Here is a 26,986-nt window from a genome sequence, read left to right on the forward strand (position 1 = left end):
GAGTATAGGCAGAATAAACGCCATTTATCCTGATAATCTAAAGTATGCAGTCTATGCAGTCAGTCTTTTTTCTTCATATTCAGCCATTATTTCTCTTTTATGTCGATGTTCCATCAAAATTCAGACTTTTTTTGTCTATTACTTGACTGCTTTCTGGCAATTTAAGCTAAAAAGACAATACTTCCCATGCTGTTATACAAACCAGCTCTTTTGATTTATTCATTTGTGATCATTCAAACAAGTTAAATTGAGGCGGTGCGCGGCTTTCTGGCAAACGTTCTCTATCAATTTTGCTGTTTTTTTTGTTCAGATGGCTGAGGATCTTTTCGATCACCACAGGGTCTTCAATACTCGCAATAACCTTAACCATACCGCCGCATTGAGCACAAGTTTCAATATCTATCCCAAAAACCCGTTTGAGCCTTTGCGCCCAGGTCATTGATTTACGTTTTTCACTGCTTTGTTTTTGGCTAGTGCCATCCGGTTTTCGATGTGCACCCTGCTTTCTTTGTTTAGCCTTATTGGGGGAGATTTCAGCTCTGTTTTTGCTATTTGGCGCAAAAACACCATGAAACCTGGTGAGGTTTACTCGGGGTTTAGGTACCAAGGCAGCTAAACGGGCGATAAAATCCAGCGGTTCAAAGATCACATGGGTGGTACCATCACGATAGGGTGTTTTAAGTTGGTAACGAACTTTCCCGTAAGTCGTTATTGCCAACCTTTTTTCTGATACTGCAGAGCGGGTAATATAACGGCAAAGTCTTTCGAGTTTATTCCTATCCTGAGCGTCACTCATTACACCCGCATGAAGATTGAACCCTGCTACATTTGCGACACGGCCTGATTCAACACCTTGGTCTATCTTAGGAGCAATGGTTTGTAGCGCAAATACCTTTCGCCCCTGCTGTGAACCTGTCGCTATACGGTAGGTAATTGAATACCCGTGAATTTGCAACATGGGATCTTCTTCTAGCCCATCCAAAGATAAGTAGTCATTTTCTATATCTCTTACGAGTAAACCCTCACGCTCAAGAAAACCAGCCACACGCAGGCTAATTCGGTGAGCAAGACCATTCAGTTCACTTTTTTTCGGGGCTTTTATCTGATGAAAACGCGTTTTGCCATAGTTATCTTCGGCATACACACCGTCGAGAAATAGCATGTGAAAATGGATATTTAAATTCAACGCTGAACCAAATCGTTGGATCAGTGTTACCGCACCCGTTTTTGCTATCTGTTTGTTGTAGCCTGCTTTTTTAGTGATATGTGTAGCAAGTGTGCGATAGACAATCCCTAATACTTTTCCCATGATCTGAGGGTAGCTGGCAAACAGAAACCTAAGCTGAAAAGGAAAGCTCAATACCCATTGTCGTATAGGCTCATATGGCAGAATTTCATCCACCAGTAAGGCTGCACTTTCTGCCATTCGTCGTGCGCCACAACTAGGGCAAAACCCTCTACGCTTACAACTAAATGCGACCAAAAATTCGTTGTGACAGCTTTCACAGCGTACACGTAAAAAGCCATGCTCAAGGCGACCACATTTGAGATATTCTTCAAATTCTGACCGTACATACATGGGTAAGTCTGTATCTTGTTGTGCCATGTGGGCCAGAAACTGCGGATAATATTTTTCAATAATTTGATAAAGAAGGGTTTGCTCTGGTTGATGACGTTCATACCTTAACGTTTCTTCCCTTTTGACATCCTTTGCAAGAGACATATATTACACCAGCACTGTATTTACATACAGCACAGTATAGGTGTATTTTTACTTAGGTACGCTGGAACTTTGTTACGTAGACATGCTGGAATAGTGTTGGCCACTAGACATCATGACTCCCGACTAAGGTGCTAGCCTCCAAAATTTAGTTACCGATTTCCTCAATCTTGCATCGCTATGCATTTTCGGTTACGGCAGAGTAGTAACTATTTTGATTTGGGAGAAAGTGAGCGAAATAGGGATAGTTTCAAGAGATTGATAGAGCAAAGATTCTAAGTCGCTTTGTGCCCCCAAGCGAGATAGAAATGGATTTTATGGCTCATTATTTAAAAGTCCGCTGGGAGCCTACAGCGGTCATTAGACATGTTATGGTTCTTGGTTTTTTATCTCATTTTGGCGCACAAAGTGACTTAGGTTTATATTAATTGGGGAGGTGATTTCACCTCCTTCACATAACATTAAAAAACCATGCCACGTTAACTAGGTAAAATAACAAGACCTAGACGTTCTAACAATTGCGCTTGTTGCCAATCGCATATTTTTACACCATTTAAATTAACTCTGCGTGGATCTAAGCCGTATAGTTCACAGTTTGTTAGGTCACAGTATTGAATGTCAAATTGCGTCCAACAGTCTTCTGAAAACTCTCCTCTGCTTAAATCAGAACCTTTAAAATAAGCGCGATGTAAATTGGCACCTATCCAACGGTTTTCGAATAAATCACATTTTTCAATACATTGCCCTTCAAAGTTGGTATAAGACAAATTACAGCCTGTGATATAAACAGAGCAAAAATAACTTTGCTGTGAGATATGGTTTACAAAACTTGTTTTTACAAAGCTCGCACCTTGTAAGTCACATTCTCTAAACTCAACCCCAAAGCCATTTGCACCTTGAAAGTTAGCCATGCCTAATTTGCATTGTTTAAAACTGGCATCGCGTAAATCAGCGTAATTAAATTGGCAACCAATTCGGTCTCCTGCCTCGATAAATTTACAATCTATAAATTTTGCATCTCTTAAGTCTGTACGGTTAAAGTTACATTGATAAAAATGACAGTTTTCAAAAATTGTATCTTGTAAGTTTTGTTGTGAAAAGTCGTGTTCTCGATAGGTCTGGTTGCTGCTCATTAATATTCTCCAAATGAATTATTAGCTAAGACTATCATCGGTAAATAGTAAAAATCCAATTTATTACCCCCTTTAAAATCAACGACATAAAGAGGGCTTAAATTGCGATTTTAAGGCACCTAGCCGTCCTGCTGAGCTATTTTCTTCGGCATTGATGGATGCGAGTATCTGAAAAAAACTTTTGTAATAACGCGAATTGATGTGTTTGTATTGCCTTTTCATTAATACGAAGCAATGTATTCGTATTAAACATACCAATTGTGCATTTAACTTTTAGATTTGTAACTCGCTTGGAGGGCGGAAGCGACTTAGAAGTAATGTCTGCTTTGTCGGAACAGCGGACGTTAAATACTTCAAAAATGCCCATAAATTCTAGGGCGGTTTGTGCCCCGAAGCGAGATAGATTGGTAAAGCACTAATTCACTTTGTTCCTTACAAGTCTATAAATTTGTGGCCAAATCTAATCAGCCACTATAATTGCTATATCCAAATACATTTTCTGTAGTAATGAAGTAAAAGTTATTGATTGAAAGCCCGAGTCATTTTCGTATCCAATACCCCAACCACTGCGCCAACATACCGGAATAATATGTTTAAATTTGCACTCATTTTTTTCAAATAAAATCCTAACCGTTGCAGATATTTTTTCTGAATTTTCGACATTTGATAATAGCTCTTCAAGCTGGACTTTAAAATGACAGTTTAGGTCAAATAAATCAATTTCACGCTTTATCGTAGCGACACACATATTCTCAAATTGCGCTTGATTCATATCTTTTAATCTCCAATATTGTGAAGCTCATGGATTACAGTTTAAGGGGCTAATAGCGACATACTATAAAATAAGGTTATTTGTTGTGACACTGTCACTTATTTCATCTGACTTTTCTTTCTCTTCTAAAACCAATCGCTCTATCAATTGAATCTTGGTTAGTCCTTGCTCTTGAACTAACGTTTCTAAGGCAAGATAAGCCGGTAGTGATATATCTATATCAAGCCTTCGGGTTGTAAGTTTTCTCCTCTGCCTTTTTTTATGAGTTCTTAATGATGAAGACAGCTTTGTTTTTCCTATGTCAGATAGATGTTTTTCTCGAAATAAATCAATATCGTCAGGGGAAGCAAAAGCGGCAATACCTGCTTTTTCAATCTCCTCTCGTGCCTTATCTAAATCAACAAAAGAGTCTTCTTTGATGCTATCAATCTGCCTTCTAATCCAGGACTCTTGGATATAATAATTATCACTAAATGTTTTGGCTTTTTTAGTCATATTTGCTCCCTTTGGTCTAATCACTATAAAGTAAATTCGTGACAGTGTCACAAATTTGTTTTGATGATTTCATCTTATATTCACAACAAATGCAAATAGTTGATAAATTCATTAAGTACTCCTTGATATGGAACCTAATACCATGAATACTGGAATAATTTTCTTAAAATGGCTGTGAGTTTACTTAATGAGTATTCCTGATTACAAACATAGAGCAAAGAAGTACTTTCTAGATGATATTCAGTCAGCATCACTTCCCTGTACTCCCTTATCAAATACGTTAAAAGCCTTAGACCTTAACGATAAAGCGGTTTCAGAAATGTTAATTAAGTTTCTAAACCGCAAGCAACTATTTTCGCTTTTAAAATATGTGAAAAAAGAATGTTCATTTTCCGAATATCTAGCACTTGCCAAAAAAGAGCAAGATACTCGTTGTTTTACAGTTGAAAAGGAAGCAAAACAGAAAGCCGAACAGCAAGTTATATTGCAAAAAAAGAGACAAAAAGAAGCTGAAGCAAGGCAACGTGCATACGATAGAGATCCTAGAAATATCGCAAAAGCAAAGCAGAATGTATTAAGGGAAAAATACGATCTTTCATTTTATATAGAGAGAGAGCTATTTCCAAGACTAATGCAGATACTTGGAAAGATAGATAAAGGCACTCGCCTTCCAGAAAACGATGTTGTTTGGCTTAATATTGATGGGCAAGAATATTTTACCGATGAGTTAAGACGCGCTTTTCATTGCATCGAAGCGAATTTTTATGCTGATGAATTTAAAAAGAAAAAAGATCTTTGGCTTGCTGTTAATGCAAGTTCACATTTTCGTAAATGTAAAGAGTCCCATGTAGCGGATCGATTGTTAGATACGTTGAAAATAGATGGAATAAAAAACCTCAAACTAAAATCGGCTATATTTACGACCCATGGCGGTGTAAAAAGGGACTTATCAAGCTACCAACAAGCATTAACCTTCGGTGAAATAGCACATAGCCTGACTAAAAAAGATTTTCGTCCCTGTACGCTCTTAGGGGCTGTTAATATGGAAACAGGTAATTATGATCTTGGGCAAGCTTGGTATGCAAAGGCGATTGAACGCGGTTTTAGTGAAAGAGCAATGGATTCTGAGCTTAAAACTATCTACATGCGTTCCACTAAGTCTGATAAAGAAGCCTTGCGTAAGCATTTACTCGGTATAGATCCACATCGTTACAGGTGGGCAAAGTAATATGCGGTACTATAAAATAATAATTTTGTGACCGTGTCACGTGTGAGTGAATAATAAAATGCACTACCCGACTTTATTTGATAACGATTTCTCACAACGCTTTTAAATTTTTTACATCTCAATTGTTCGATAGAATTAGTTCGATACACAAATTTATTAGGAACTTAGCCAACATGGTTGAACAACACAAAAAAGTATTAGAAAAACAGCTTTGGAATATTGCCAATGGACTTCGTGGCAATATGAGTGTTGATGAGTTTCGAGATTATATTTTGGGGTTTATATTCTACAAATACTTGTCTGAATCAATGAATAAATACGCAGATGAAATTTTATCTGAAGATGGCACTAGATATGATTCTATTGATGAAAATACTGAGGAAGGAAAAGAGCATTTAGGAACTATTAAAGCAGAGTCGATTGACCGTTTAGGTTACTTTTTAAAGCCCAGCGAACTATTCCATATAATTGCCGAAAAAGGTAATAACGGCGGAATCATTATAGAGTCCTTGATGGAAGTATTAAATCTCATTGAGCAAAGCACCATAGGAATGGAAAGTGAAGATGACTTTAAGGGGCTATTTGACGATATTGATTTAACTTCAAACAAACTTGGTAAAAATGAAAAAGCCAGGAATGAGTTGATCAGTTCAGTGTTAGGGCATTTAGCAGAAATTGATTTCGGTTTGCATGACTCTAAAGTAGATGTACTTGGCGATGTTTATGAATACTTAATTCGTCAATTTTCTACAAGGGCAGGTAAAAACTCAGGTGAATTTTATACTCCGCCCATGGTGTCAAAGCTATTAGCTAAGCTGGTTACAAAAGGTAAAAATCAATTAAAATCAGTATACGATCCCACTTGTGGTTCGGGCTCATTGTTGTTGCATGTTTCTAAGGAAATTCAAAACAAAGGTGGTGAAGCTACTAATTATTACGGGCAAGAGAAAAACCCAAGTACTTATAACTTAGCGCGAATGAACATGATTATGCATGGTGTGCATTATCGTCGTTTTGATATTCAGCAAGATGACACCTTAGAAACTCCTCATCATATAGACAAACGTTTTGACGCTGTAGTCGCTAGCCCACCGTTTTCAGCACAATGGAGCGCTGATACTTCTTTTCTAGAAGATGAACGTTTTAAAGATTATGGGAAGCTTGCTCCCAAATCGAAAGCGGATTTTGCTTTTGTACAACACATGCTTCACCATTTAGATGAGAATGGTACGATGGCTGTAATTTTACCACATGGGGTATTGTTCAGAGGTGCCGCAGAAGGGCATATTCGCAAATACCTTATTGAACAGAAAAACTGTTTAGATACGGTGATAAACCTACCCGTTAATATTTTTTACGGTACATCAATTTCAACCTGTATTTTAATTTTTAAGAAAAATAGAGAGCACAAAGATAATATTCAGTTTATTGATGCAAGCAATTCTTTTGAAAAGTCGACTAACCAAAATTATCTTCGGATTGAAGATATTGAAAAAATATCTAATGCTTATGAAAATCGTAATCAGATAAATAATTTTAGTTACATCGCTGATATAAAAGAAATTGAGTCATTAAATTTTAATTTAAGTGTTAGGCGTTACGTTGATGGTTCACCACAAAGGCAGCACCTAGAATCACTAAAAGAACAGATTGAAGGTTACGTACCTGAGATTTTATTTAACCATGTAATTCAATCACGAACATTGAAAAATTGCTATTTAGAAGGAGTTGAGACTTATAACTCGGTCCTGATCCCTAAAGTTTTAGGACAAGAAATTACAGTTGTCGGGACCGGTTCTAAAGGTAACAAATCAGGGGGATTTATACTCACACTTGATGATCAAACTTTAAATGCTAAATACCTTGCTTTGTATTTAAACTCGGTCGTAGGTCAAGCATACTTAAGAGATTGTGCTGAACTTACAAACATTAATCAATACTGCACTTTAGATGCTCTAAAGAATTATTTATTGATTACAGTCCCTCCTTTGAGTATCCAAGAAGCATGTCTTGATTCAAAAAGTAAAATAGAGCAACTAAAAGAAAAAATTTCCATATTTGAGCAGGATATTATCTTTAAACCGAATGTCGCTAAGGAAGTTGTATATAAATTAACCTCAACGGTCAAATATCTAGATGATGTAAACGCAAAAGAAGAGCTACTCAACCTAATCAGGAATGGTGAAACTGCTTTAGTCGAATTTAAAGAATCCTTTTCACTGGATATAAAAAGAACTAAAAATGATCCAAAATATAAACCTGTAGCAGAAAATAGAATTGAGAAATCTTCTCTAAAAAACATAGCTGGATTCTTGAATTCTAATGGAGGAGTACTATTCATTGGGGTTGCAGATGATAAAATAATCAAAGGCATAGAGACTGAGATTAATAAGTTTCACGGCAATGATAATGATAAGTTCTTGCTTCATTTTAAAAATAATTTAAAAGATAAAATAGGTGAAAGTTTTTATCCCTACATCCAAACTAAACTCGAAGAATTTAATCAAAAACTTGTTTTAGTGATTAAATGTTCACCTTCTGATCAACCTTGCTTTCTAAATAATGAAACACTTTATGTTAGAACTAATCCTGCAACCGATGCGCTTAAAGGTCGAGAAATGTGGGATTACCTTAATAATCACTTTATACAAAAAATAAAACGGAATAACAACAATGGTTGAACAGCACAAAAAACAGTTAGAAAAACAGCTTTGGAACATTGCTAATGCATTACGTGGCAACATGAGTGCCGATGAATTTCGTGATTATATTTTAGGGTTTATTTTCTATAAATACTTATCTGAACGTGTGCAGCAATATGCTGATGGTATTTTGGTTGAAGATGGTATTAAGTTTGCTGAAATTGATGAAACGACCGAACAAGGGCAAGAATATTTAGAAGCCGTTAAAGAAGAAGCGATTGATCACTTAGGTTACTTTTTAAAGCCAAGCGAACTGTTTGAAGTGATTGCAGCAAAGGGTAATGACGGCGAGTTTATTATTGAGTCACTAAGTGAAGTGCTTAACCATATTGAACAAAGCACCATGGGCACTGCCAGTGAAGATGATTTTAATGGGCTGTTTGATGATATTGATTTAACTTCAAATAAACTGGGTAAAAGTGAGAAAGCCAAGAATGAGTTGATTAGTACCGTATTAGGACATTTAGCTGAGATTGATTTCTGTCTGAATGACTCTGAAATAGATGTATTGGGTGACGCTTACGAATATCTGATTGGTCAGTTTGCCAGTGGTGCTGGTAAAAAGGCTGGCGAATTTTACACGCCACCAATGGTTTCTAAACTACTTGCCAAGTTAGTGACCAAGGGTAAAACGCAATTAAAATCAGTGTATGACCCTACTTGTGGTTCGGGTTCATTATTATTACAAGTATCAAAAGAGATTAGCCGACAAGGTGGCGAAGTTTCTAATTATTATGGGCAAGAGAAGAACCCAAGCACTTACAATCTGGCACGTATGAATATGATTTTACACGGCGTGCATTATCGTAGTTTTGATATTCAGCAGGACGATACCCTAGAAACTCCTCGCCATATTGATAAACGCTTTGAAGCAGTGGTTGCTAACCCGCCATTTTCAGCTGATTGGAGTGCCAATGACGGCTTTAAGTCCGATGAACGGTTTGCCGATTACGGGAAATTAGCGCCTAAAGGTAAAGCTGATTTTGCTTTTTTACAACATATGCTTTATCAACTCGATGTTAATGGCACCATGGCAATAGTATTACCGCATGGGGTGTTATTTCGTGGTGCAGCCGAAGGGCATATTCGCAAATATCTCATTGAGCAGAAAAATTGTTTAGATGCAGTGATTGGGCTACCTGCTAATATTTTTTATGGCACTTCAATTCCTACTTGTATTCTAGTGCTTAAAAAAGATCGTAATGAAACAGATAATATTTTATTTATTGATGCGAGCGCATATTGCGGCAAGGCAACTAATCAGAATTATCTGCGCGAAGAAGATCTTGAACGAATTTTAAGAGCAATCAAAAGTCGTAGGGCTACTGATAAATTTTCTTATGTTGCAACTCGAAAGGAGATTGCTAAAGAAAATGACTTTAATCTAAATATACCGAGGTATGTTGATACATTTGAAGAAGAAGTAATTATCAATTTAGGAGAAACTTCTCAGAAGATTAAATCAGTTGAAGGTGAAATATCTTCAACTGAAAAAAATATTTTAGAATTCTGCAAAGAGCTAGGTATTGATGCTCCTTTTTCTGAGGTGAAATGATGAGTTTACCTTCTGAACCTAGTTTAAGATTTTCAAAATTTAATGGTAAATGGAGCTTTGATACATTAGGTCGTATATCTTCTTTAGTGAAAGACGGGACGCATGGAACACATAAAAATATATCCAGCCCTTATTTATTATTAAGTGCAAAGAACTTAAAAAATGGTCTAGTAACTTTTGATGAATCAGATCGAACTATTTCTGAAGATGAGTTTAATGGGATATATAAAAATTATAAATTACAAAAAGGAGACATTCTATTAAGTGTTGTTGGATCAATAGGAAGAACCGCAATATTTGATGGTAATGAATATATAGCGTTTCAGCGTAGTGTTGCTTTTTTTCGGATGATTGATAACGTCCCATCTTTTACATACCAATTTATGAATAGCCAACATTTTCAAAACGAGTTGTTAAAGAGACAAGTGGTTTCTGCTCAACCTGGCATCTATTTAGGTGATTTGTCTAAAATAAAAGTGTCGATTCCTATATTAGAAGAACAAAAAAAAATTGCTGACTTCCTTTCTGCGGTCGATAAAAAAATCAGCCTATTAAAAGAAAAACATGCCTTACTTGGCCAATATAAAAAAGGTGTGATGCAAAAGCTATTTTCACAAGAGGTTCGTTTTAAGGATGAAAATGGAAATGACTTTCCTGATTGGCAAGTCGAACCGATTGGCAAGTATCTTGAGGAATACAAAGAGCGAGTAACAGTCAACACCGATATCCCTGTATTAACTTCGTCTCGAACGGGATTATACCTACAAGAAAGAAAAGTAATTAATGAAGGAGAGTATGGTGTTGTTCCAAAAGGTTATTTTACTTATCGTCATATGAGTGATGATCTAGTTTTTAAATTTAATTTGAATAGGATTTGGGATAAGGGAGCGGTAAGTAAAGAGTATCCAGTGTTTAAAACTGTTGGAATGAATTCATATTTTCTTGAATTATCTTTAAATGAAGGAAATGATTTCAAGCGTTTTGCTATACAGCAAAAAGTAGGTGGGACAAGAACAAGGCTTTATTATAAAAACTTAGTTAAGTTAAAACTGAATACTCCCTCGTTAGATGAGCAAAATAAAATTGCAGATTTCCTTCAGGCGATAGATAAAAAACTAGAGTTAGTTTCTCAGCTAATAGAACACACACAAACCTTCAAAAAAGGTTTGTTACAACAGATGTTTGTGTAAAGGGATTTAGGAGTTAGTTTTGGCGACTCAGGCAGAGCAAGTATTAGAAGATAACTTAATCACGCAATTGGTTGGGTTGGGCTACAACAAAGCGGCGATCACTGATGAATCGTCATTATTGGCTAATTTAAAACAGCAACTTGAAAAGCTGAACCGTCTAAAAAAGCCGTTAACTGATAATGAGTTTAAGCAGGTGCTTAATGCGTTATCAAAAGGCTCGGTATTTGAAAAAGCCAAAACGCTGCGTGATCGCCTGCAAATTAATCGTGATAGTACTATTAAAGAGAATGGGGATGGCAAAAACTCAGCTTTATATATCCAGTTTTTAGCGGATGATTGGGATAAGAATTGTTTTCAAGTAACGCAGCAAGTCACTGTTGAAGGACGCTTTAAAAATCGTTATGACGTGACCATTTTGGTTAATGGTTTACCCTTGGTACAAATCGAGTTAAAACGCCGTGGTCTAGAGCTTAAAGAAGCCTTTAATCAAATCAATCGTTATCAGCGTCATTCTTATTGGGCAAGTCATGGCTTGTTCCAATATGTGCAAACTTTTGTGATCAGTAATGGCGTTAATACTAAATATTACGCCAATAATAAAAACCAAAGCTTTAAACAAACCTTCTATTGGGCGGATGTCGATAATCATCGTTATACCGAATTAACCCAGTTTGCCGATACCTTTTTACAACGTCAGCAACTCAGCACCCTGATTAAAAAATATATCGTATTAAACGAAACCGACCGCATTTTAATGGTGATGCGTCCCTATCAGATCTATGCCACCGAAGGGATTGTCGCACGGGTTATTGAGCGTAATGAGATTGCTGCAAGTGGCCAGCGCACTGAAAACAGTAACGGTTATATCTGGCATACCACGGGATCAGGTAAAACCTTAACGTCCTTTAAAACAGCACAAATATTAACAGGACTTACTGAAGTTCATAAAGTGGTCTTTGTTGTTGATAGAAAAGACTTGGATTATCAAACCAGTAAAGAGTTTAATAGCTTTGCTAAAGGCTGTGTGGATAGCACCAATAATACTAACTTATTGGTTAATCAGTTTACCGATGCACCAATTGTCGCTAATAAAATCAATGAACATCGTAATACTAAATTGATTGTTACCACCATTCAAAAGCTTAATAACGCAATCTCGCACAAACGTTATTTATCACGTATGGAAAAACTCAAAGATAAACCGATTGTGTTTATTTTTGATGAATGTCACCGCAGTCAGTTTGGTGATACCCATCAGCGGATCGTTAGCTTCTTTAATAATCATCAGTTATTTGGGTTTACGGGCACGCCTATTTTTGTTGATAACGCGACCAGTAAGGCATCGCGCAAAACCACCACGAAAGATCTCTTCGATGAGTGTTTACATAAATATACCATTGTCGATGCAATCAAAGATGAAAACGTTTTAAAGTTTGGTATTGAATATGTGGGGCGTTATAAAGAAAAAGACAGCGCCAATGAAATGGATATTGATGTAGAAGGAATCGACACAAAAGAGTTGTTAGAGTCGCCAGCGCGATTAACCAAGATTGCCGATTACATTATTGCTCACCATAACCGTAAAACGCACAGCAAAACCTTTACAGGCATGTTCTGTGTCAGCAGTGTGGAAACACTGATTAAATACTACGAACTGTTCCAAGCTAAAAAAGAAGCGGGTGAGCATAATCTACGTATCGCGACCATTTTCTCCTATGCTGCTAATGAAGAAGATCCCAATGCCAATGGCTTTATTGATGAAGTGGAAGACGAATTAGACTCTGAATTAGACATTGCCGCAGAGCCAAAAGCCGCTTATAACTCGGCGGTCTATACCCACAGTCGTGACAAGCTCGAAAAGTTTATTGGTGATTACAATGCGATGTTTGCAACGAGCTACACCACCAAGGACAGTGAATCCTTTTATAACTATTACAATGATATCTCGAAAAAGGTGCGAGAGCGTAAAGTCGATATTCTGTTAGTGGTTAATATGTTTTTAACAGGATTTGACAGTAAACCGCTTAATACCTTGTATGTTGATAAGAATCTTAAACACCACGGCTTAATACAGGCTTATTCGCGCACTAATCGCATTCTAAGCGAACAAAAGTCCCAAGGTAATATCATTATCTTCCGTAACCTTAAAAAAGCCACAGATGACGCTTTAACGCTTTTCTCAAATAAAGATGCTAAAGAAACGGTCATTATGCCGCCTTACGGCGAATTTGTGCGACTGTTTAATGAAGCCCTCGATAAAATGCAAGCTATCGCACCTGATGTTGCAAGCGTGGATGATTTGCGCGATGAAGAGCAAGAGTTGGAGTTTGTTAAAGCATTTCGTGAATTGATCCGTCTTAAAAATGTGCTCAGCACCTTTGCGGATTTTGAGTTTGACGATATTGGCATTAATGAACAAGGTTTTGAAGATTACAAAAGTAAATACCTCGATCTGTATGACAAAGTAAAAACCAATACCGACAAAGAAAAGGTATCGATCCTCGAAGAGGTTGATTTTGAACTGGAGCTAATTCAACGCGATGAAGTCAACGTGCGTTATATTTTACAGCTACTCGGTACGCTTAAAGGCGCTGATAACGACAAAGATTACGAATACCAGTACAAGTCGATTATGCAAATGTTAGGCGGCACGCCTGAGTTAAGGTCGAAGAAAGAGCTGATCGATGAATTTATCCAAGAGAACCTAACTAACGTAGATTCATCGGAAGAAGTTATCGACGAATTTGATAACTTCTGGGAAAAGAAAAAAGTCCAAGCGATTGATGACATCTGCCAAAAAGAAGCACTGGTGTCAGCTAGCTTTAAATCTTTGGTCGATAAAGTCATCTACAGAAATGAAGATCCTCGACGCGAAGAGATTATGTCGTTACTGGAAAAACCACCAAGTGTGCTTCAACGAAAAAAAGTGATTCCAAGATTGACCGAAAAAGTGAAAGCGTTTGTAAGTACGTTTTATGGTGGGATGTAGGTTGTATAATTTAACGAGGAAATAGTCGGTGGGAAAAATTACTGACCAGGCAAATGTGATCTCTGATTATGAATTTGTGAAACAAGTTTCAGTTGAACTTGCAGATTACTATAAACAAGCAATGAGTTTTTATGTCTCAGAGTGTTATCCGGATGCATTAACTAATTACCGAAAATGCCTAGGTGTCATTGTTACCTTAGCTTCTAATGCTTTGGGTATTGAGTCAGATACTGCTTTAAGAACTTTAGATAAACGAATTCAAAAATTAGCTAACTCTAGCAGAATTCATTATAACTCAGCTAAGTTGATGCTTCAGATTAAGGATGCAGGTAACAAAGGCACTCATTCTGAAGACTATCCTGATGAAGATTTCCTTCAACTGACGGTTGATACTCAGGGTAACTTTCTCAATTTAGTAAAGAAACTATACATACTTATTTGTAATGGTGAAAAGCCATTAGATTATGAATGTATACTCGAAAATGAGTTAAGTGTTGCGACGTTGTCCCATAAAGCATTATTTGAAAATGATAGCAATGCGCAATATTTTATTGCTAGAAAACTCAATATGAATGCTCAACGTATATTATTAAAGAATACTTGGGGAGATGTTAGCAAACATATCGAAGTGGAACTTTCTAATGGGGATAAAGAAGCTCGTTACCATAATCAAGAATCAGCTAGAGATACTTTAATTGCATATCAATTATTTAATGCATGTCAGGTAGATACGCCCAAGGCATTATACGAATTAGGTAAAATGATTTTATCTGATGGTCATTGGTTGAATACAAAAGAAGACCAACTTCAAGCCGTTATGTACATTCAGCGAGCTGCATTATCGGAAATCGTTGAAGCATCTTCATTATTCGGTCGTATATGCTTGCATGGTCTTTATGGACGAGAGGTTGATGTTGAATGGGCATTGGAACTATTGGAAGATGCTTCGAAGCAAGGTGACTCAAAAGCAGTATTTGCATTAGCAAACTATTACTTGGAACGTAAAAATAACGATTTAGCGTTAGAATATTTTAGCCTTGCTACTGATTATGGTTCAGCTAAAGCGCAGTTCTTACTTGCGAAATATTTAATCGAAGGTGTTTTAGTTACTGATAAAGATATCGATATTGATCAGCTATTAAATGATGCTTGGAATTCAGGTGTACACAAAGCTCGGTTATATCAGGCCCGTCGTTTATCCAGTAAGTCTGGTAAACATTACTCTCAGGAAGCTCAAGCATTCTACGAAGAGTATGCCCGAAAGAGTCCATTAGCTTCAGAATTACTTGAATGTGCGCAGTACATGATCAGATTTAGTCATGAAGTGTCGACTGCATATCATTATTTAATGACAGCACTACAAATTTCAAATGAAACTAATGAGCGTAAATTAAATCTTTTTCTAAGTTACATATTGAATAATACAGAAGTTAATTTGGATGAGAGTCGTAAAGAACGATTCTTCTTTAACTTCCCAACTGAAGTTATGTTAGATCCAGAAAAAATAGATGTTAATGAGCTTTTGATAAGAGACGCCTTCAATCAAAAACGTCTTGCTAAATAAGCTAGGTGTAAAGGGCTGAGCTGACGTAATACTAAGAAACGGATAATGAAGTGTATGACAGTAGAAGAAAGAAAGAGGGAGTTTCGTAGTTTTTTAATTAAAACTAAGCAACGAAAAGAAAATACAGTAAACGCATATGTATCAGGTGTGAATACTGTCTCAGGGCATTACGGTCAGGATGTATTCGGAATTGATGAAATAGATGTGCTTGATCAGCTTTGGTCTGATTATGGCCTCAATGGGCAGTTTAAGGATGTTGGGGATCAGAACAGCGGTAGTACTCGCAGCGGTCTTCGAGATTGGATAGAATTTCAGAAAGAGAAAAAACGAAGTGATTATGAAGAATACTTTTCTATCTCATTAACTGATGGCGCGCTCAAAAATGGTTACATAGTTGTAAAAAATCATAATGGTTTTTTCCCCCCAGAGTTCATTGCCGATAAAGATGGAATTAGCAAGTCTGAGTTTACTTTATGCTGGCCTGATGGAGATGAGCGCTCAACCTGCGTTTTGAGTAAATTTGGTCGTATTAAGGCACGTTTTTCTCGACGTTTTGCTGATTATACCGCTCCGGTAACATTGTATATTACTAAAGATCCAAATTCTAAAGACCGCTTCTATATTTCAGAACAAACTCCTACAAACTCTATGGCCAATAAGGATGATAATCAAGTGATAAATAATGATGAATTTAGCCATAAAGAACCTTTAAATCAGATTCTATTTGGTCCTCCGGGTACAGGGAAGACTTTCCATACTATTAATAAAGCATTAGAAATCCTAGATCCTGAGTATGTTGCTAACAATCAAGGAAATAGTATTGAAGTAAGGCGATCATTAAAAAAAAGGTTTGATGAGTTAGTAGTTGCGCAACGTATTCGCTTTACAACTTTCCATCAAAGTTTTAGTTATGAAGACTTTGTTGAAGGCTTAAAAGCTGAAAATGATGAGAGTAATGGGCAGTTGCGTTACAGCGTAGTGGATGGAATTTTTAAGCAACTTTCTGATGCTTGTCTTAGCCAGGTTACCGTTGAATCTTCAGAGTCAATCGATTTGGTTGGTCGTAAAATATGGAAGATGTCTCTTGGAAACACGCTAGGTGAAGATGCTTATATATATGATGAATGTATTAGTCAGGGTTATGCATTGTTGGGGTATGGTGAACAGGTAAATTTTTCAGGTTGTACCAACCGAAAGAATATTCATGAGCGTTTTACATCAGAAGGCTATGAGTTATCAAAGGATGCTTATGCAATTACTGCAGTAGCAACTTTTTTGCTGAAGATTAAACCAGGGGACTTGGTTGTAGTTACTGATGGTAATTACAAATTTAGGGCTATTGGGGAGTTTACAGGAGAATACGAGGCACTTAAGAGAGAAGATCCTGATGAAGGTTATGGTCAATGTCGCAGGGTGAAGTGGCTGAGAGTCTATGAACCTTCGCTTCCTCATGAGCAATTGATGCACAATACTTTTAGCCAAGCCACGATTTATCAGTTGCGTGACGGGTCTATTGATACACAGAAGTTGGTTAGTTTGCTTAATGATAAAAAATCATTAGAAGATACGGATGCTACTTCTTGTAAGGTTAGGGACGCTCGTGTTCTTATTATTGACGAGATTAACCGAGGTAATATTTCTCGCATTTTCGGTGAACTGATTACTTTAATTGAGCCTTCTAAGAGGCTGGGAAATGAAGAAGGATTGGAAGTCGTTTTACCATACTCCAAAACACGATTTGGTATTCCAGATAATCTATATATCATAGGAACTATGAATACAGCTGACCGCTCTTTGGCCGGACTGGATATTGCGTTGCGTCGTAGGTTTACTTTCATCGAGATGCCTCCAAGGCCTCAGCTGTTGGATGATCTGGCGGTTGAAGGCATTAATATCGGACAATTATTACGGGTGATGAACCAACGCATTACGTCATTACTGGACCGAGAACATTGTTTAGGACATGCGTACTTCATGTCGTTGCTAGATGAACCTACACTTTCTCTGCTAGCCTCAATTTTTAGGCAAAATATCATCCCTCTATTACAGGAATACTTCTTTGAAGATTGGGAGCGTGTCTGTTGGGTGCTAAATGATCAGAGTAAACCTGATTTTTGTTCATTTGTAGTGGTCGATAATAGTGTGAATCAATCTTATCTATTTCCAGGTGTTCACGATAGGTTGAGGCATTCTCAGGTCTGGCAACTTAATGATGATGCTTTTAATCTAGTTGAGTCCTATCAAGGAATAATAGAAGTTACTACCACTAGGGTTGAACAGGAATCACTTAATTGATGGCTAATTCAATTGTCGTCAGGGAGTATGCCAGATTAACATCTGAAAAGTTGGAGTCTAACACGCTAGACCAAGCACAGATTAGTGAAACAGCGTTTACATGGTTGTGTGAACTTGATCAAACCTACCGAAGTTCAGGCTCGAGATTGCTGGAAAAGAACGGGCAACAATGGATTCGTCTTGATAGTTATGTCGGTGTTCTAGAAAGTCCTTGTGGTCAGGTTATTGAAATTTTGCCAAAGCACCATGATGAAGGTGATGTCGAAGAGTTTTCTCGATTACTTTTGAGGAAACTCATTGCAAGTGCTTTAGATCTACCTTCACGAGAAGCCGAAGAAGCCGCTTTGAGTTTATATCACACCTCTTTATCTGAATGGGTTATGCATCAGTTTTTGCTTTCATTGGAGCATCTTTTGATGAAAGGTATCCGTTTTGATTACCAGAGGTTGGAGGAAGAACAACGCTACCTTAGAGGGCAGTTAGATTTTGTAAAACAAATGCGCCAACCTCCAAGTCGACAACATTTTTTTCAAATTAGACATGATGTTTTTCTGGCCGACAGACCTGAAAATAGGTTATTGAGAAGTGCTTTAGAAGTGGTGTGTCGGACAGCGCAACACTCAGACAATTGGCGACTTGCTCGTGAGTTGTTATCTCAACTGCAGGAACTACCGGAAAGTCGGGATACTAAGTCTGATTTTGGCTTGTGGCGTAATGATAGGTTAATGGCTCATTATCAATCGATAAAGCCATGGTGCGAACTGATATTGTATCAATATATGCCACTTGCCATTGCAGGTGATTATCGTGGAATTAGTTTGTTGTTTCCAATGGAGCGTTTATTTGAACAACACGTAGCCAAGGTCCTTGCTCATAAGTTACAACATAGTGCCACATTGAGAACTCAAGCTGCTAGTCGTTACCTCTGCCAACATTTAGGCTCGCCAATATTTCAACTCAGACCTGATTTACTGATAGAGTCAGGAGAGAAGTCCTGGGTATTAGATACTAAATGGAAGCGCCTTGATGAATCGGATCGTCAGAATAAATATGGGCTTAGCCAGGGGGATTTGTACCAAATGTTGGCTTATGCTCGCGAATACTTACCGGAAGGAAAAGGAGAAATGGTGTTGATATATCCTAAGAATAAATATTTTCAACAACCTCTTGCCCCTTTCGATTTTAGCCACAACCTTAGGTTGCAAATATGGCCATTTGATTTGGATAAAGATGAATTGTTATGTAGTGCAGAAACTACATTGCCTTTGCATTGCCTATCCGTGTAGTTCTATGCCTTTGCTGTCAGTGCATATTCCGGAGCTATTTAGCCACCGATTCCAGGATTATCCGGATACCTATTCTCGTAGATACAGGGGGGATCGCTGTTCATGTTCGTCCGGAATATGCATTTGGTAGTCTGGTTTGAAAGCAGGCTACTTTTAACCTGTTAATCTTGTATTGTCGCTTTAGTATTTTGTATCAACATATCTAAGCATTGGCTTAATTTGATTAGGCTTACTCGATGCTTTTCTAACAATTTTTCGCTAAGCGTTGTTGTACTTCTGGTGTCTTTTGGAAAATGAAAGGTATATCGGCAAGTAATGCATTAGAGGAATTATAGCCTTGTGATTTTGCAAGGAGTTCTTTTATACGAGTTAGTTTTATAGTAACACCTTCTTCTAAAATGATACTTTTAAACTCAAATGTAAGGATATTGAAGTGGCGTTTATTTGTATATTTATTTTTTCTTTCTTTCTTTAACTTTCAAATGGTTATAGCTGTGTTTTTTTCAAGTGTTCAGGGGTACCCTATTTACTCTTATTTAGAGATTGCTCAATACTTTGCTCAAATGCAGATAACGTTTGTTCGATTAGAAGTAGCCCTTCAGTCATAGTTACTTCCTTATCCTTCAATTCTTGCTTAATACGCTGAACTTGCCGTTTAACAATTTTCACAGAGTCATTTAACTGAACCGCGTTATACGTTTTACTGTATCCATTTAAATCAGCAAAGACTAAATTAATATAGATGTTGAGCGATTGCAGTTGTGTATGCCCAGTCCATTGTTGCAACTGCATTTTAAAATGCTCTGTATTCAGTAGGTGCTCACGAAACTTATCTGTAGAATTGATTTCTTTGTGCTGTAAAATGATTTCTTTAAGTTTGTTTGTAATGAATGCATGCCTGTATAAATGAGGATGTAGCTCTCCCTTAATGCCTAATTCATATTTCCATTTGTTCATATATCTAGTCAGGGTGGTACTCTGAAGGGCTTGCCCTGTAGTCAAGGATATAAACAAATATCCATGGTCATTAACCTTGTTTATCGTTCGTTTAATGATTTTTTTACGTACCTTATTTATGTATTCCTTAATGTCTGCAAGTAATGCTGGTGTCACAGGGATGCTTCGAGTTACATTATCATCTTTACGTTTTAATGTGGTTAGGGTTAAGTGCGGATTTGTACCTAATTTGATAGCGTTATCAATATCTTTTATTGTGATTAAGTGTATTTCAGTGATGCGGGCACCAAGCTGCTCCAAGCACTGATACAAGGCTATATCACGAAATCGTTTTTCTCGGTTTTTTTGGGTTTTAATATGTTCCCAAACCTTGAGTGCATAGTCTTCACTCACTGGAAATCTACTCTTCACAGCATCCTTAGTCGGTACACAAGTGTGAGTAACAACCTCAATTTCTTTTTTCTTCCTATAACCTTCGATTGATATTTTATGTGTTTTTATCTGAACTCGAATTTTATTCTCTTTACCCTTACCAATGAAGCTTCCAAGGTCATGAAAATACTGGACAAAAATTAAAAAGTCGAGACATCTGTGTGCGATCTGAATAACATGGTTATTGCTACGTACAAGCTCCCCAAACTTATCTCGCTCTCCTTGTAGCCCTTGGACAAAAAGTGTGAAAGTAGAGTCAGTAAGTTGGCTAAAACGCATTTTGTTTTTGTAGCAAAAGCGCACTAAGTGATTGACATAGTTTGCGTAAGTTCTCAATGTCCCCCCTTTAACACGTCGAGACCTTATTTCCACCAACTGTTTTTGCATATACATATTTGCCTCAAAACAAGGCATATCATTATCGTAGGTAATGAATGGAGTGTTAGAGGCATTAACTATTTGTAACTTATGATCGAGCGGAGAGTAAAATCCCCAACGTTCAAAATCTTTCAAAAGGGTTACAGGCATTTTACACCTCACCATGGTAAATATAATTTAACTTGGCTTCAATCTTGCGATTAACGTCTTCATATATCGTCTTTTTTTTCTCTGAACGATCATTTGAATAAGCAAGTTCCTTAAGCTGATTACGCAACTCAGTAATAATGGTTGTTAATAAAAAGTTGCTCTTTTTCATTGAGTTTAATTTTGATTCTTGCTCATCAATTTTATTTCGCAATCCGGTTCGAGTTGACTTTGTTGCTTTATTACCAACTTCAACTGCTTCAATTGCATCTTTAGCATTAATTCTCAGTTCGTTTAATTCTGTAAAGCCTCTGTCCAATAAAGACTCCGATGCACTTTTGAGAGTGTTTAACGAGCAACAAGCAATCTCTCTTTCACTATCGCTAAATTTGGCCAATCCTCCTTGTGATTTTAGTGCTGCCATCAGTGCTTCAATACCTTTGAAACTAGAAGGGTTTTTAATAATTTCAAGTAGCAATAACTTGGTTTCAATAACTTTTTTTTGGTTTATTTCTAACGTTTTCATTTTTAAATCCTAATCTAACTCTTTTACTTGAAGTGTTAATGTGAAGTCATTGATTTTTTGGCCATCTTGCTCAATGGTGAAGAATTCAGGCTCCAATGTGATAACTCTGTCTTCTAAAAGCTCAAGTATTTGAGACTCCAGTTTTTCTTGCTTATTTAATTGCTTGATAGGCGGGGAGGTTTTGTAGTCATCTGTATCTCCGTAATCGCTGGTTGCATCAGCCACCGTTGATAGCGAAATGTTTGTGCTATTAACATCATAATGCTCCGCTATTGCATCAGCCAATTCTTGCATGTTATCAAGTTTATTTTTATCTATTGCATCAACAAGGTAGGAAGCTTTTATTCCATTTAATACCGCGCCAGCTTCACTTTCAGAGATGTAATGGTACAAGTGCTCTATGTCTGTGTGACCAAGCATCCAACGCAGAGTATCCATGTCACCAAAGCGTTTTGACCAGAAAAACACAATTGCAAAGAAGCGTCGAAGTTGGTGTTGCCTAATGTAATAGCGACGTTGCTCTCCATTATTAAGTGTCATTACAGGGGTTTCAAAGTAGTCACAAACTGCATTTAAATGAGAATTGTATTGGTTTACATTTACTTCATTCAGATTAAAATTTTTGGAATCGAGATTATTAAAGAGCGATAACTTCGATTTATTTAAGCCTACAATTAGAACTGCTTGGTTAAACTGTTCTAACTTCCATATAATAAGCGCGAATGCATGAGGAATTGGGCGCTGAATTACTGTATTTTTCCCATGTTTTCCTCCACTGCCTGACTTTTTTAAAGCGGAAATTAATTCATAGTCAACCTTTTTTCCTTCTTCACTTGATGGATCAATATTAGGGGTCAAATTTCCATGACTTTTTAGACTCATTAGTTCATCAATGCGCTTTGCCATGAAAACGCCAGTTAGTGTTTGAATTGAGCCAATCAATACACTGTAAAGATCGAAAAGGCTTTTATTATTGCGCCTTTTTTCAAATACACCGTCTTCGCTGCTAAGTATATATAATCTATCAACGCCTATCTTTTTCAGTTTGTTGTCAATTAAGTTTAAAGCATCCGTTTTCACCCATGAACTACGTTGAGTCGAAGGGATAGTGGGATCATGATTTGGACTATTGTTCTGGAAGTAATTCTCATTAGATTTACTTTGGGTGCTTTTGGTTACATTTTCTGTAAGCACGGATAATACTGAATTCAAAATGGAATCTTGGTATTCGTGAGAGAATTCATAGCAACTCTTGATTAAATTTAAAACCAGCTTTGGGGGAGGCGTTTTATATCGGCCCTTATTTTTAAGTTTTACATGCTCTCTGATTCGAGAATATGTTATAAACTTCATTTGATCTGGAGAAAATTGGGCTACATCATCTCTCTCATGTACAGTATTCAATAACTTGAGATCACTAATATAGGTTTTTAATGATGCTTCACTATATGTGTTATCGTCATCTGATTTTGTTATGCAAGGGAGCGCTTTAAATTCTGTTTTTTCCACGTTGGCTTCAAGTTTTAATTCTTCAAATCTTGAAGTAGTCCATTGATTTTTAAGGGGGATAATTTTGTTTTTATATATGAAGTTATGAATGACCGTACAGCGCCCTTGCAGCTTTTTCTGTATTTTATAGCCTTGATTTTTACTGTTAACTTCATATTGGTAATAACCTATAGTGCTTAGCCAGTAACATGCTTTTACTCTTTCTGTAACAGATAGCTCTAGAGATTGCTCTTCTGGAAGCAATGAGCGGGTCACAAAAGCGTATTCTTTCGCAAATGTTTTGGCTTCATCCTCACTGATAAACGAGATCTTTTCTAGCAACAGTTCACGGACCTTATTTGTATAATCATAAAGACCATTTAACGTACCATTTTCACCAAGTTTAACCATCAGGGCCATAAGAAAATCATCCGATAGTACTGCTAAATGTAGTTCTGTAAGCTGGATGCTTTTGCCATGAATTAATATTGCATTAATAAGAGCAATGATGTGTATAATACTATTATTGACTGTCACACCTTTTTTGAATTTACCTCCATTTTCCCGAGGGTTATCTGTAGCAGTGATCCAGTATTTAAAAGCGTTGAGAAGCTGGCGATGCTTTGGATGAGTCAGTTGTAAATTATCACTTAAGGTCACAGCACTCCAATCTATCGTTCTTTTGTAAGTCTTACCATTATCTTTGATTTCTATGGACCACGTGAATGCTGTAAAGTCATTTAACAACCAATACGGCTTTTGCTCTTTATAGTCGTAAATCCCCGTTACACTGTTTGTTGCGACTTTTAATGCTCTAAAATCGCCATTTGCAACGGATGCTTCATGCAGTGACCATAGCTCATCCCTAGTTAGCTCTGATAATGTTTTAGATTCATTTACGATATTTTCAATTAATTTGAGATACATAAGATGTTCTCCTTGAACCTGACTAAATCAAGAGGATTGTTGAGTGCAGACTCGTAAAGCGGAATAGCTTCTTCTGGTGGTCTTCTGTATCTTTCACTTTTTTGTTCCAATGCAAAATGACTTAAAATGAACACTGCTGATTGATACCATTTCTTAATAATGGGTTTAAATTCATCTTCTTGTTTAGCGTTATCAATAACGTTTTGAATAGCTAAGAGGACTTGGAATAAAGGTGTACTTAACATAAAAACCAACTCATCCAAATTATTGATATGTTCCTGATTCTCTTCATTACAAGCGCTAGAACTAGCACGTTCAAGGTTTTCAGGTAAATCACCTAAACGATGGTTATTTAGAAACTCATTAAGTGCACTCTCATCAAAATCAAGTGCATCAAATAGGCAGGGTGAGTCTTTTAATGCCTCAAAAATGATGGCATTTTGGAATTGACGAATCCAGCGTTTATTAAAGTAATCCATCAGTGGCTTTGGTAGATAAGATTCCATTAAATTTATTCGCAACTCGTTGTGTCCAAGTGCTTCAGATACAGCTTTAAGTGATTTAGTTTCTAGGTATATTTGTAATCCTCTCGCTTTACGAATGTTCCGAGGTGTTATGATTTCTGCCAATTTTTTAGTCTCAGAGCGACTTAAAATTAGCTGCTTATTATCGTCATAAGAATCTGTCACAAGTGCTTGATGATACTTACCTTGCTTGGATAATTGTTTTCCTATTGCTTTTGGTCGATTTGCTTTTTGCATAGAGGCTGTCAACATGACATAGCGATAATCACTATTACCTTTTTTTTTCAATACTTCTCTTGCAAAGCGAGTGTGCTTAATAAGCTCTTCAACAATGAGTTTAGAGTTTTCAGTTAAAATAACCTCTTGTTGTGCAGTAGTTGATCCTTTCCGATTTTTAAAACTCACCGCTATCCATTGATTCCCCGTTTGCTTTAACCCAATTTTTTTTCCTTTTTTGTCAAATAACTCCCATTCCTGAAGCCAGGCCGGCGTGATTTTAGGGTGCTCTAAAATTAAAAGCGAGGCGAAAACATTTAGGGTTTGGGGGCTAGGTAGATTTAATTCTTGACGTAAAATATCTGTTTGATTGGTAAATCCCAAAAAGCTTACAGCTTTTTCGCCAAGGTCAAAGCCGTGAAAATAAAAGCTCGCAATAGTATTATCCAAATTGTTTATTCCTATTGGCACATTGTTTCTTTTTCTTGTATCACCTTTGAGATATTTTACTGTGCCTGTCTTTCTATATTTCATATTACGTTTTTGACGATGTTTGATATCCTTAAACATTTTTCTACTTACAGTACAAATGTGTTCAAGATCTCGATTTAGGCGTTGATGAATCGCATCTAGTGTCGCTTCATCTTTAATTTCTAAAGGAATATCGAGAAGCCACCGCTCCTTTTCTTTTTCGTTCAAATCACCACCGATAGAGATGGTGTGAACGCTTGTGTTTGGCTCTCTAAATGCTGGTTCTAAAAAAGGTTTCAATGGTTCTTCAAAAAAGCCTGTATCAATGAAACAATTCTTAAAATATTTAACTGTACTCTTCCATGTTTGTATGAACGATTTAGGGTCATTACTGTTTATCATTGATTTAAAAAGCATGGAATTTAATATTCTTTCCATGAAAGCACTTGATTTTTCGGCTTTAAGCGAGTGCTCTAATTCTTTTTTTGTTTTGCAATGTTCAGTAAATTCATTAAGTAGATTAACTAGCATAGATAGCAAGCATCGCAATGTTGTTCTTTTATGTTTTTTTGCGTAATTGGAGATTACTATATGAACCTGAGTAGTCAATTCTGCCCCATATGTATCGTGCCAGGTAGCAAGATGTAGAGATTGTGAGTGACCTTCTTTATCTTCACATTCCCAACCGGAGTAGTATTCGATAAGAGAAGCGTCGGTATTCATGGACTGATATAATGCAATACTATCTTCCATATCATTTGTTAACTTAATCTCGGAAATTTTAATGTTTTGCAAAGGTATATTATAGCGAGATGCAAATTCCCTGAATGCATTTTTAAAAAAGAGAGTATATCTGTAGAGAGCATTAGCTGAAGTTTCAAGTTCACTATGAATAAAGCCTATAAGTGCAGAAATGTGAGCATTTAGGCTGCCTTCATTGTTTCTAATGTCGAATGCACTGTATTGAGCTGCACCTGATTTACGAATGCAAATATCTACGAAACTTGAATATATATTCAAGCATGCAGGTATCTCTGTTTTTTTCGCCCATTTTGAAATGAGGCTCTCTATTTCCCTCCGGTATTCATTAGACAAGACTGTTTGCAATTTTGGGAAATAGTAAAGTTGTTTAGCTCTCATTTTTATACCTAATGATGTCAAACATTGCTTAAAAATAAATGTATTTTAGCGATGTTTGTTAATGATTCTGACCATTCATAATAGATTCGAATGAGCATACATTAGCGTGGTCAATTGTCAGTTGTCAATCACATTGAGAGTTGTGTAAACACTTGATTGTTAAGCTTTCGCGTTCAACATAGAGCGTTATAAATAGTGAATAAAGACTGATTAAAAAGAGATGTCGGTTAGCAATTTAATTCTTATTTATTTTCCGAAGAGGGTTTTAATGAATGGAGATTTATTTTATATAAGTTGTTATTGAGTATAAGGGTATGAAATAAATAACATTGTTTGCAAAGCGATATATAAAAGTTAGCACAAATATAGTGTGCTGCAGTTTATGTTTACTGATTAATTTTCAAGATATTAAGAACACCCTATCTAATATACTATGTTTTTTGAAAGCGCAGTAAATTTCATGATTCAAGCTGTGCAAGTGTTATGTGAAAAATAAGTAAAAAATTTGTAAGGGTGAAATGTAAAGCCGCCTTTCCGCACTTTAAGTCGATATTTTAAATTCTGAATTAATTTTCGATAAAAACAGTCTCAGGCTTTAACAGTCATCGCCTGAAAATTACTCAGTGAGTATTTTTTAAACCAAAGCGGTACAAAAAAATAGTTTTTAGCTGGTGCTGAATGTCAGATAAGGGCACACAGGGCAATGCCAAACACATTGGTTGCATATAACCTTTTGTTGTAGATAGCATTGAAAAATGCTGGAATTCGTAATATCTACACTTTTATGAAGTTTATGAGACTATTTATGGTATGAATGAAAATGATAGATTGCACATCACTCAGCAAGCTGC

General features: G+C 36.6%; 16 protein-coding genes. 8 read left to right on the plus strand and 8 right to left on the minus strand.

Features of this window, described 5'->3' with window-relative positions; genetic code table 11:
- Positions 1 to 229: 229 nt before the first annotated feature.
- From MT390_RS10070 to MT390_RS10085, 4 genes are all read right to left on the minus strand, one after another.
- Positions 230 to 1,723 carry a transposase gene (locus MT390_RS10070; protein ID WP_499440948.1) on the minus strand — a complete coding sequence of 498 codons (1,494 nt, stop codon included), beginning with the start codon at positions 1,721 to 1,723 and terminating at the stop codon, positions 230 to 232.
- 476 nt (positions 1,724 to 2,199) lie between these two features.
- Entirely contained in the window at positions 2,200 to 2,853 is a 654-nt protein-coding gene (locus MT390_RS10075; protein WP_499440950.1) for a Qnr family pentapeptide repeat protein, read from the minus strand.
- Between the two features lie 460 nt (positions 2,854 to 3,313).
- A complete protein-coding gene (locus tag MT390_RS10080) occupies positions 3,314 to 3,625 on the minus strand; it encodes a hypothetical protein (protein WP_499440952.1) in 312 nt (103 codons plus the stop codon).
- 63 nt (positions 3,626 to 3,688) lie between these two features.
- On the minus strand, positions 3,689 to 4,120 hold the full coding sequence (locus MT390_RS10085; protein ID WP_499440954.1) for a hypothetical protein: 432 nt from the start codon (positions 4,118 to 4,120) through the stop codon (positions 3,689 to 3,691).
- A 187-nt stretch (positions 4,121 to 4,307) separates the two neighbouring features.
- On the opposite strand from MT390_RS10085, the gene MT390_RS10090 reads away from it, so the two are divergent.
- The 8 genes from MT390_RS10090 to MT390_RS10125 all read left to right on the plus strand — a co-directional run bounded on the left by MT390_RS10090 (position 4,308) and on the right by MT390_RS10125 (position 18,929).
- A complete protein-coding gene (locus MT390_RS10090) occupies positions 4,308 to 5,348 on the plus strand; it encodes a hypothetical protein (protein ID WP_499440955.1) in 1,041 nt (346 codons plus the stop codon).
- A gap of 173 nt (positions 5,349 to 5,521) precedes the next feature.
- Positions 5,522 to 8,029, plus strand: coding sequence for a type I restriction-modification system subunit M (locus tag MT390_RS10095; protein WP_499440956.1), 2,508 nt, complete (start codon positions 5,522 to 5,524; stop codon positions 8,027 to 8,029).
- On the plus strand, positions 8,022 to 9,605 hold the full coding sequence (locus tag MT390_RS10100; RefSeq protein ID WP_499440957.1) for a type I restriction-modification system subunit M: 1,584 nt from the start codon (positions 8,022 to 8,024) through the stop codon (positions 9,603 to 9,605). Before MT390_RS10095 ends, MT390_RS10100 begins: the two co-directional genes overlap by 8 nt.
- Positions 9,602 to 10,795 (plus strand): restriction endonuclease subunit S, encoded by a 1,194-nt coding sequence (locus MT390_RS10105; protein ID WP_499440958.1) that lies wholly within the window; start codon positions 9,602 to 9,604, stop codon positions 10,793 to 10,795. The genes MT390_RS10100 and MT390_RS10105 overlap by 4 nt, the downstream gene beginning before the upstream one ends.
- A gap of 19 nt (positions 10,796 to 10,814) precedes the next feature.
- Complete coding sequence (locus MT390_RS10110) at positions 10,815 to 13,784, plus strand: type I restriction endonuclease subunit R (RefSeq protein WP_499440959.1); 2,970 nt, start codon at positions 10,815 to 10,817, stop codon at positions 13,782 to 13,784.
- A 28-nt stretch (positions 13,785 to 13,812) separates the two neighbouring features.
- Positions 13,813 to 15,348, plus strand: a complete 1,536-nt coding sequence (locus MT390_RS10115) for a tetratricopeptide repeat protein (RefSeq protein WP_499440960.1) — start codon at positions 13,813 to 13,815, stop codon at positions 15,346 to 15,348.
- A 54-nt stretch (positions 15,349 to 15,402) separates the two neighbouring features.
- Complete coding sequence (locus MT390_RS10120) at positions 15,403 to 17,643, plus strand: DUF8426 domain-containing protein (protein WP_499440961.1); 2,241 nt, start codon at positions 15,403 to 15,405, stop codon at positions 17,641 to 17,643.
- Positions 17,644 to 17,789: 146 nt separating this feature from the next.
- Positions 17,790 to 18,929, plus strand: a complete 1,140-nt coding sequence (locus MT390_RS10125) for an McrC family protein (protein ID WP_499440962.1) — start codon at positions 17,790 to 17,792, stop codon at positions 18,927 to 18,929.
- A gap of 522 nt (positions 18,930 to 19,451) precedes the next feature.
- On the opposite strand, the gene MT390_RS10130 is transcribed toward MT390_RS10125, so the two are convergent.
- The 4 genes from MT390_RS10130 to MT390_RS10145 are packed head-to-tail and all read right to left on the minus strand — an operon-like array spanning position 19,452 to position 26,135.
- Positions 19,452 to 20,846 (minus strand): tyrosine-type recombinase/integrase, encoded by a 1,395-nt coding sequence (locus MT390_RS10130; protein ID WP_499440964.1) that lies wholly within the window; start codon positions 20,844 to 20,846, stop codon positions 19,452 to 19,454.
- A gap of 1 nt (position 20,847) precedes the next feature.
- Complete coding sequence (locus MT390_RS10135) at positions 20,848 to 21,369, minus strand: hypothetical protein (protein WP_499440965.1); 522 nt, start codon at positions 21,367 to 21,369, stop codon at positions 20,848 to 20,850.
- A gap of 9 nt (positions 21,370 to 21,378) precedes the next feature.
- Positions 21,379 to 23,784 carry an integrase gene (locus MT390_RS10140; RefSeq protein ID WP_499440967.1) on the minus strand — a complete coding sequence of 802 codons (2,406 nt, stop codon included), beginning with the start codon at positions 23,782 to 23,784 and terminating at the stop codon, positions 21,379 to 21,381.
- Complete coding sequence (locus MT390_RS10145) at positions 23,769 to 26,135, minus strand: hypothetical protein (protein ID WP_499440969.1); 2,367 nt, start codon at positions 26,133 to 26,135, stop codon at positions 23,769 to 23,771. The genes MT390_RS10140 and MT390_RS10145 overlap by 16 nt, the downstream gene beginning before the upstream one ends.
- Between the last annotated feature and the right edge of the window lie 851 nt (positions 26,136 to 26,986).

This window comes from Vibrio sp. 2-Bac 85, from assembly GCF_037546705.1.
Lineage (GTDB): Bacteria > Pseudomonadota > Gammaproteobacteria > Enterobacterales > Psychromonadaceae > Psychromonas.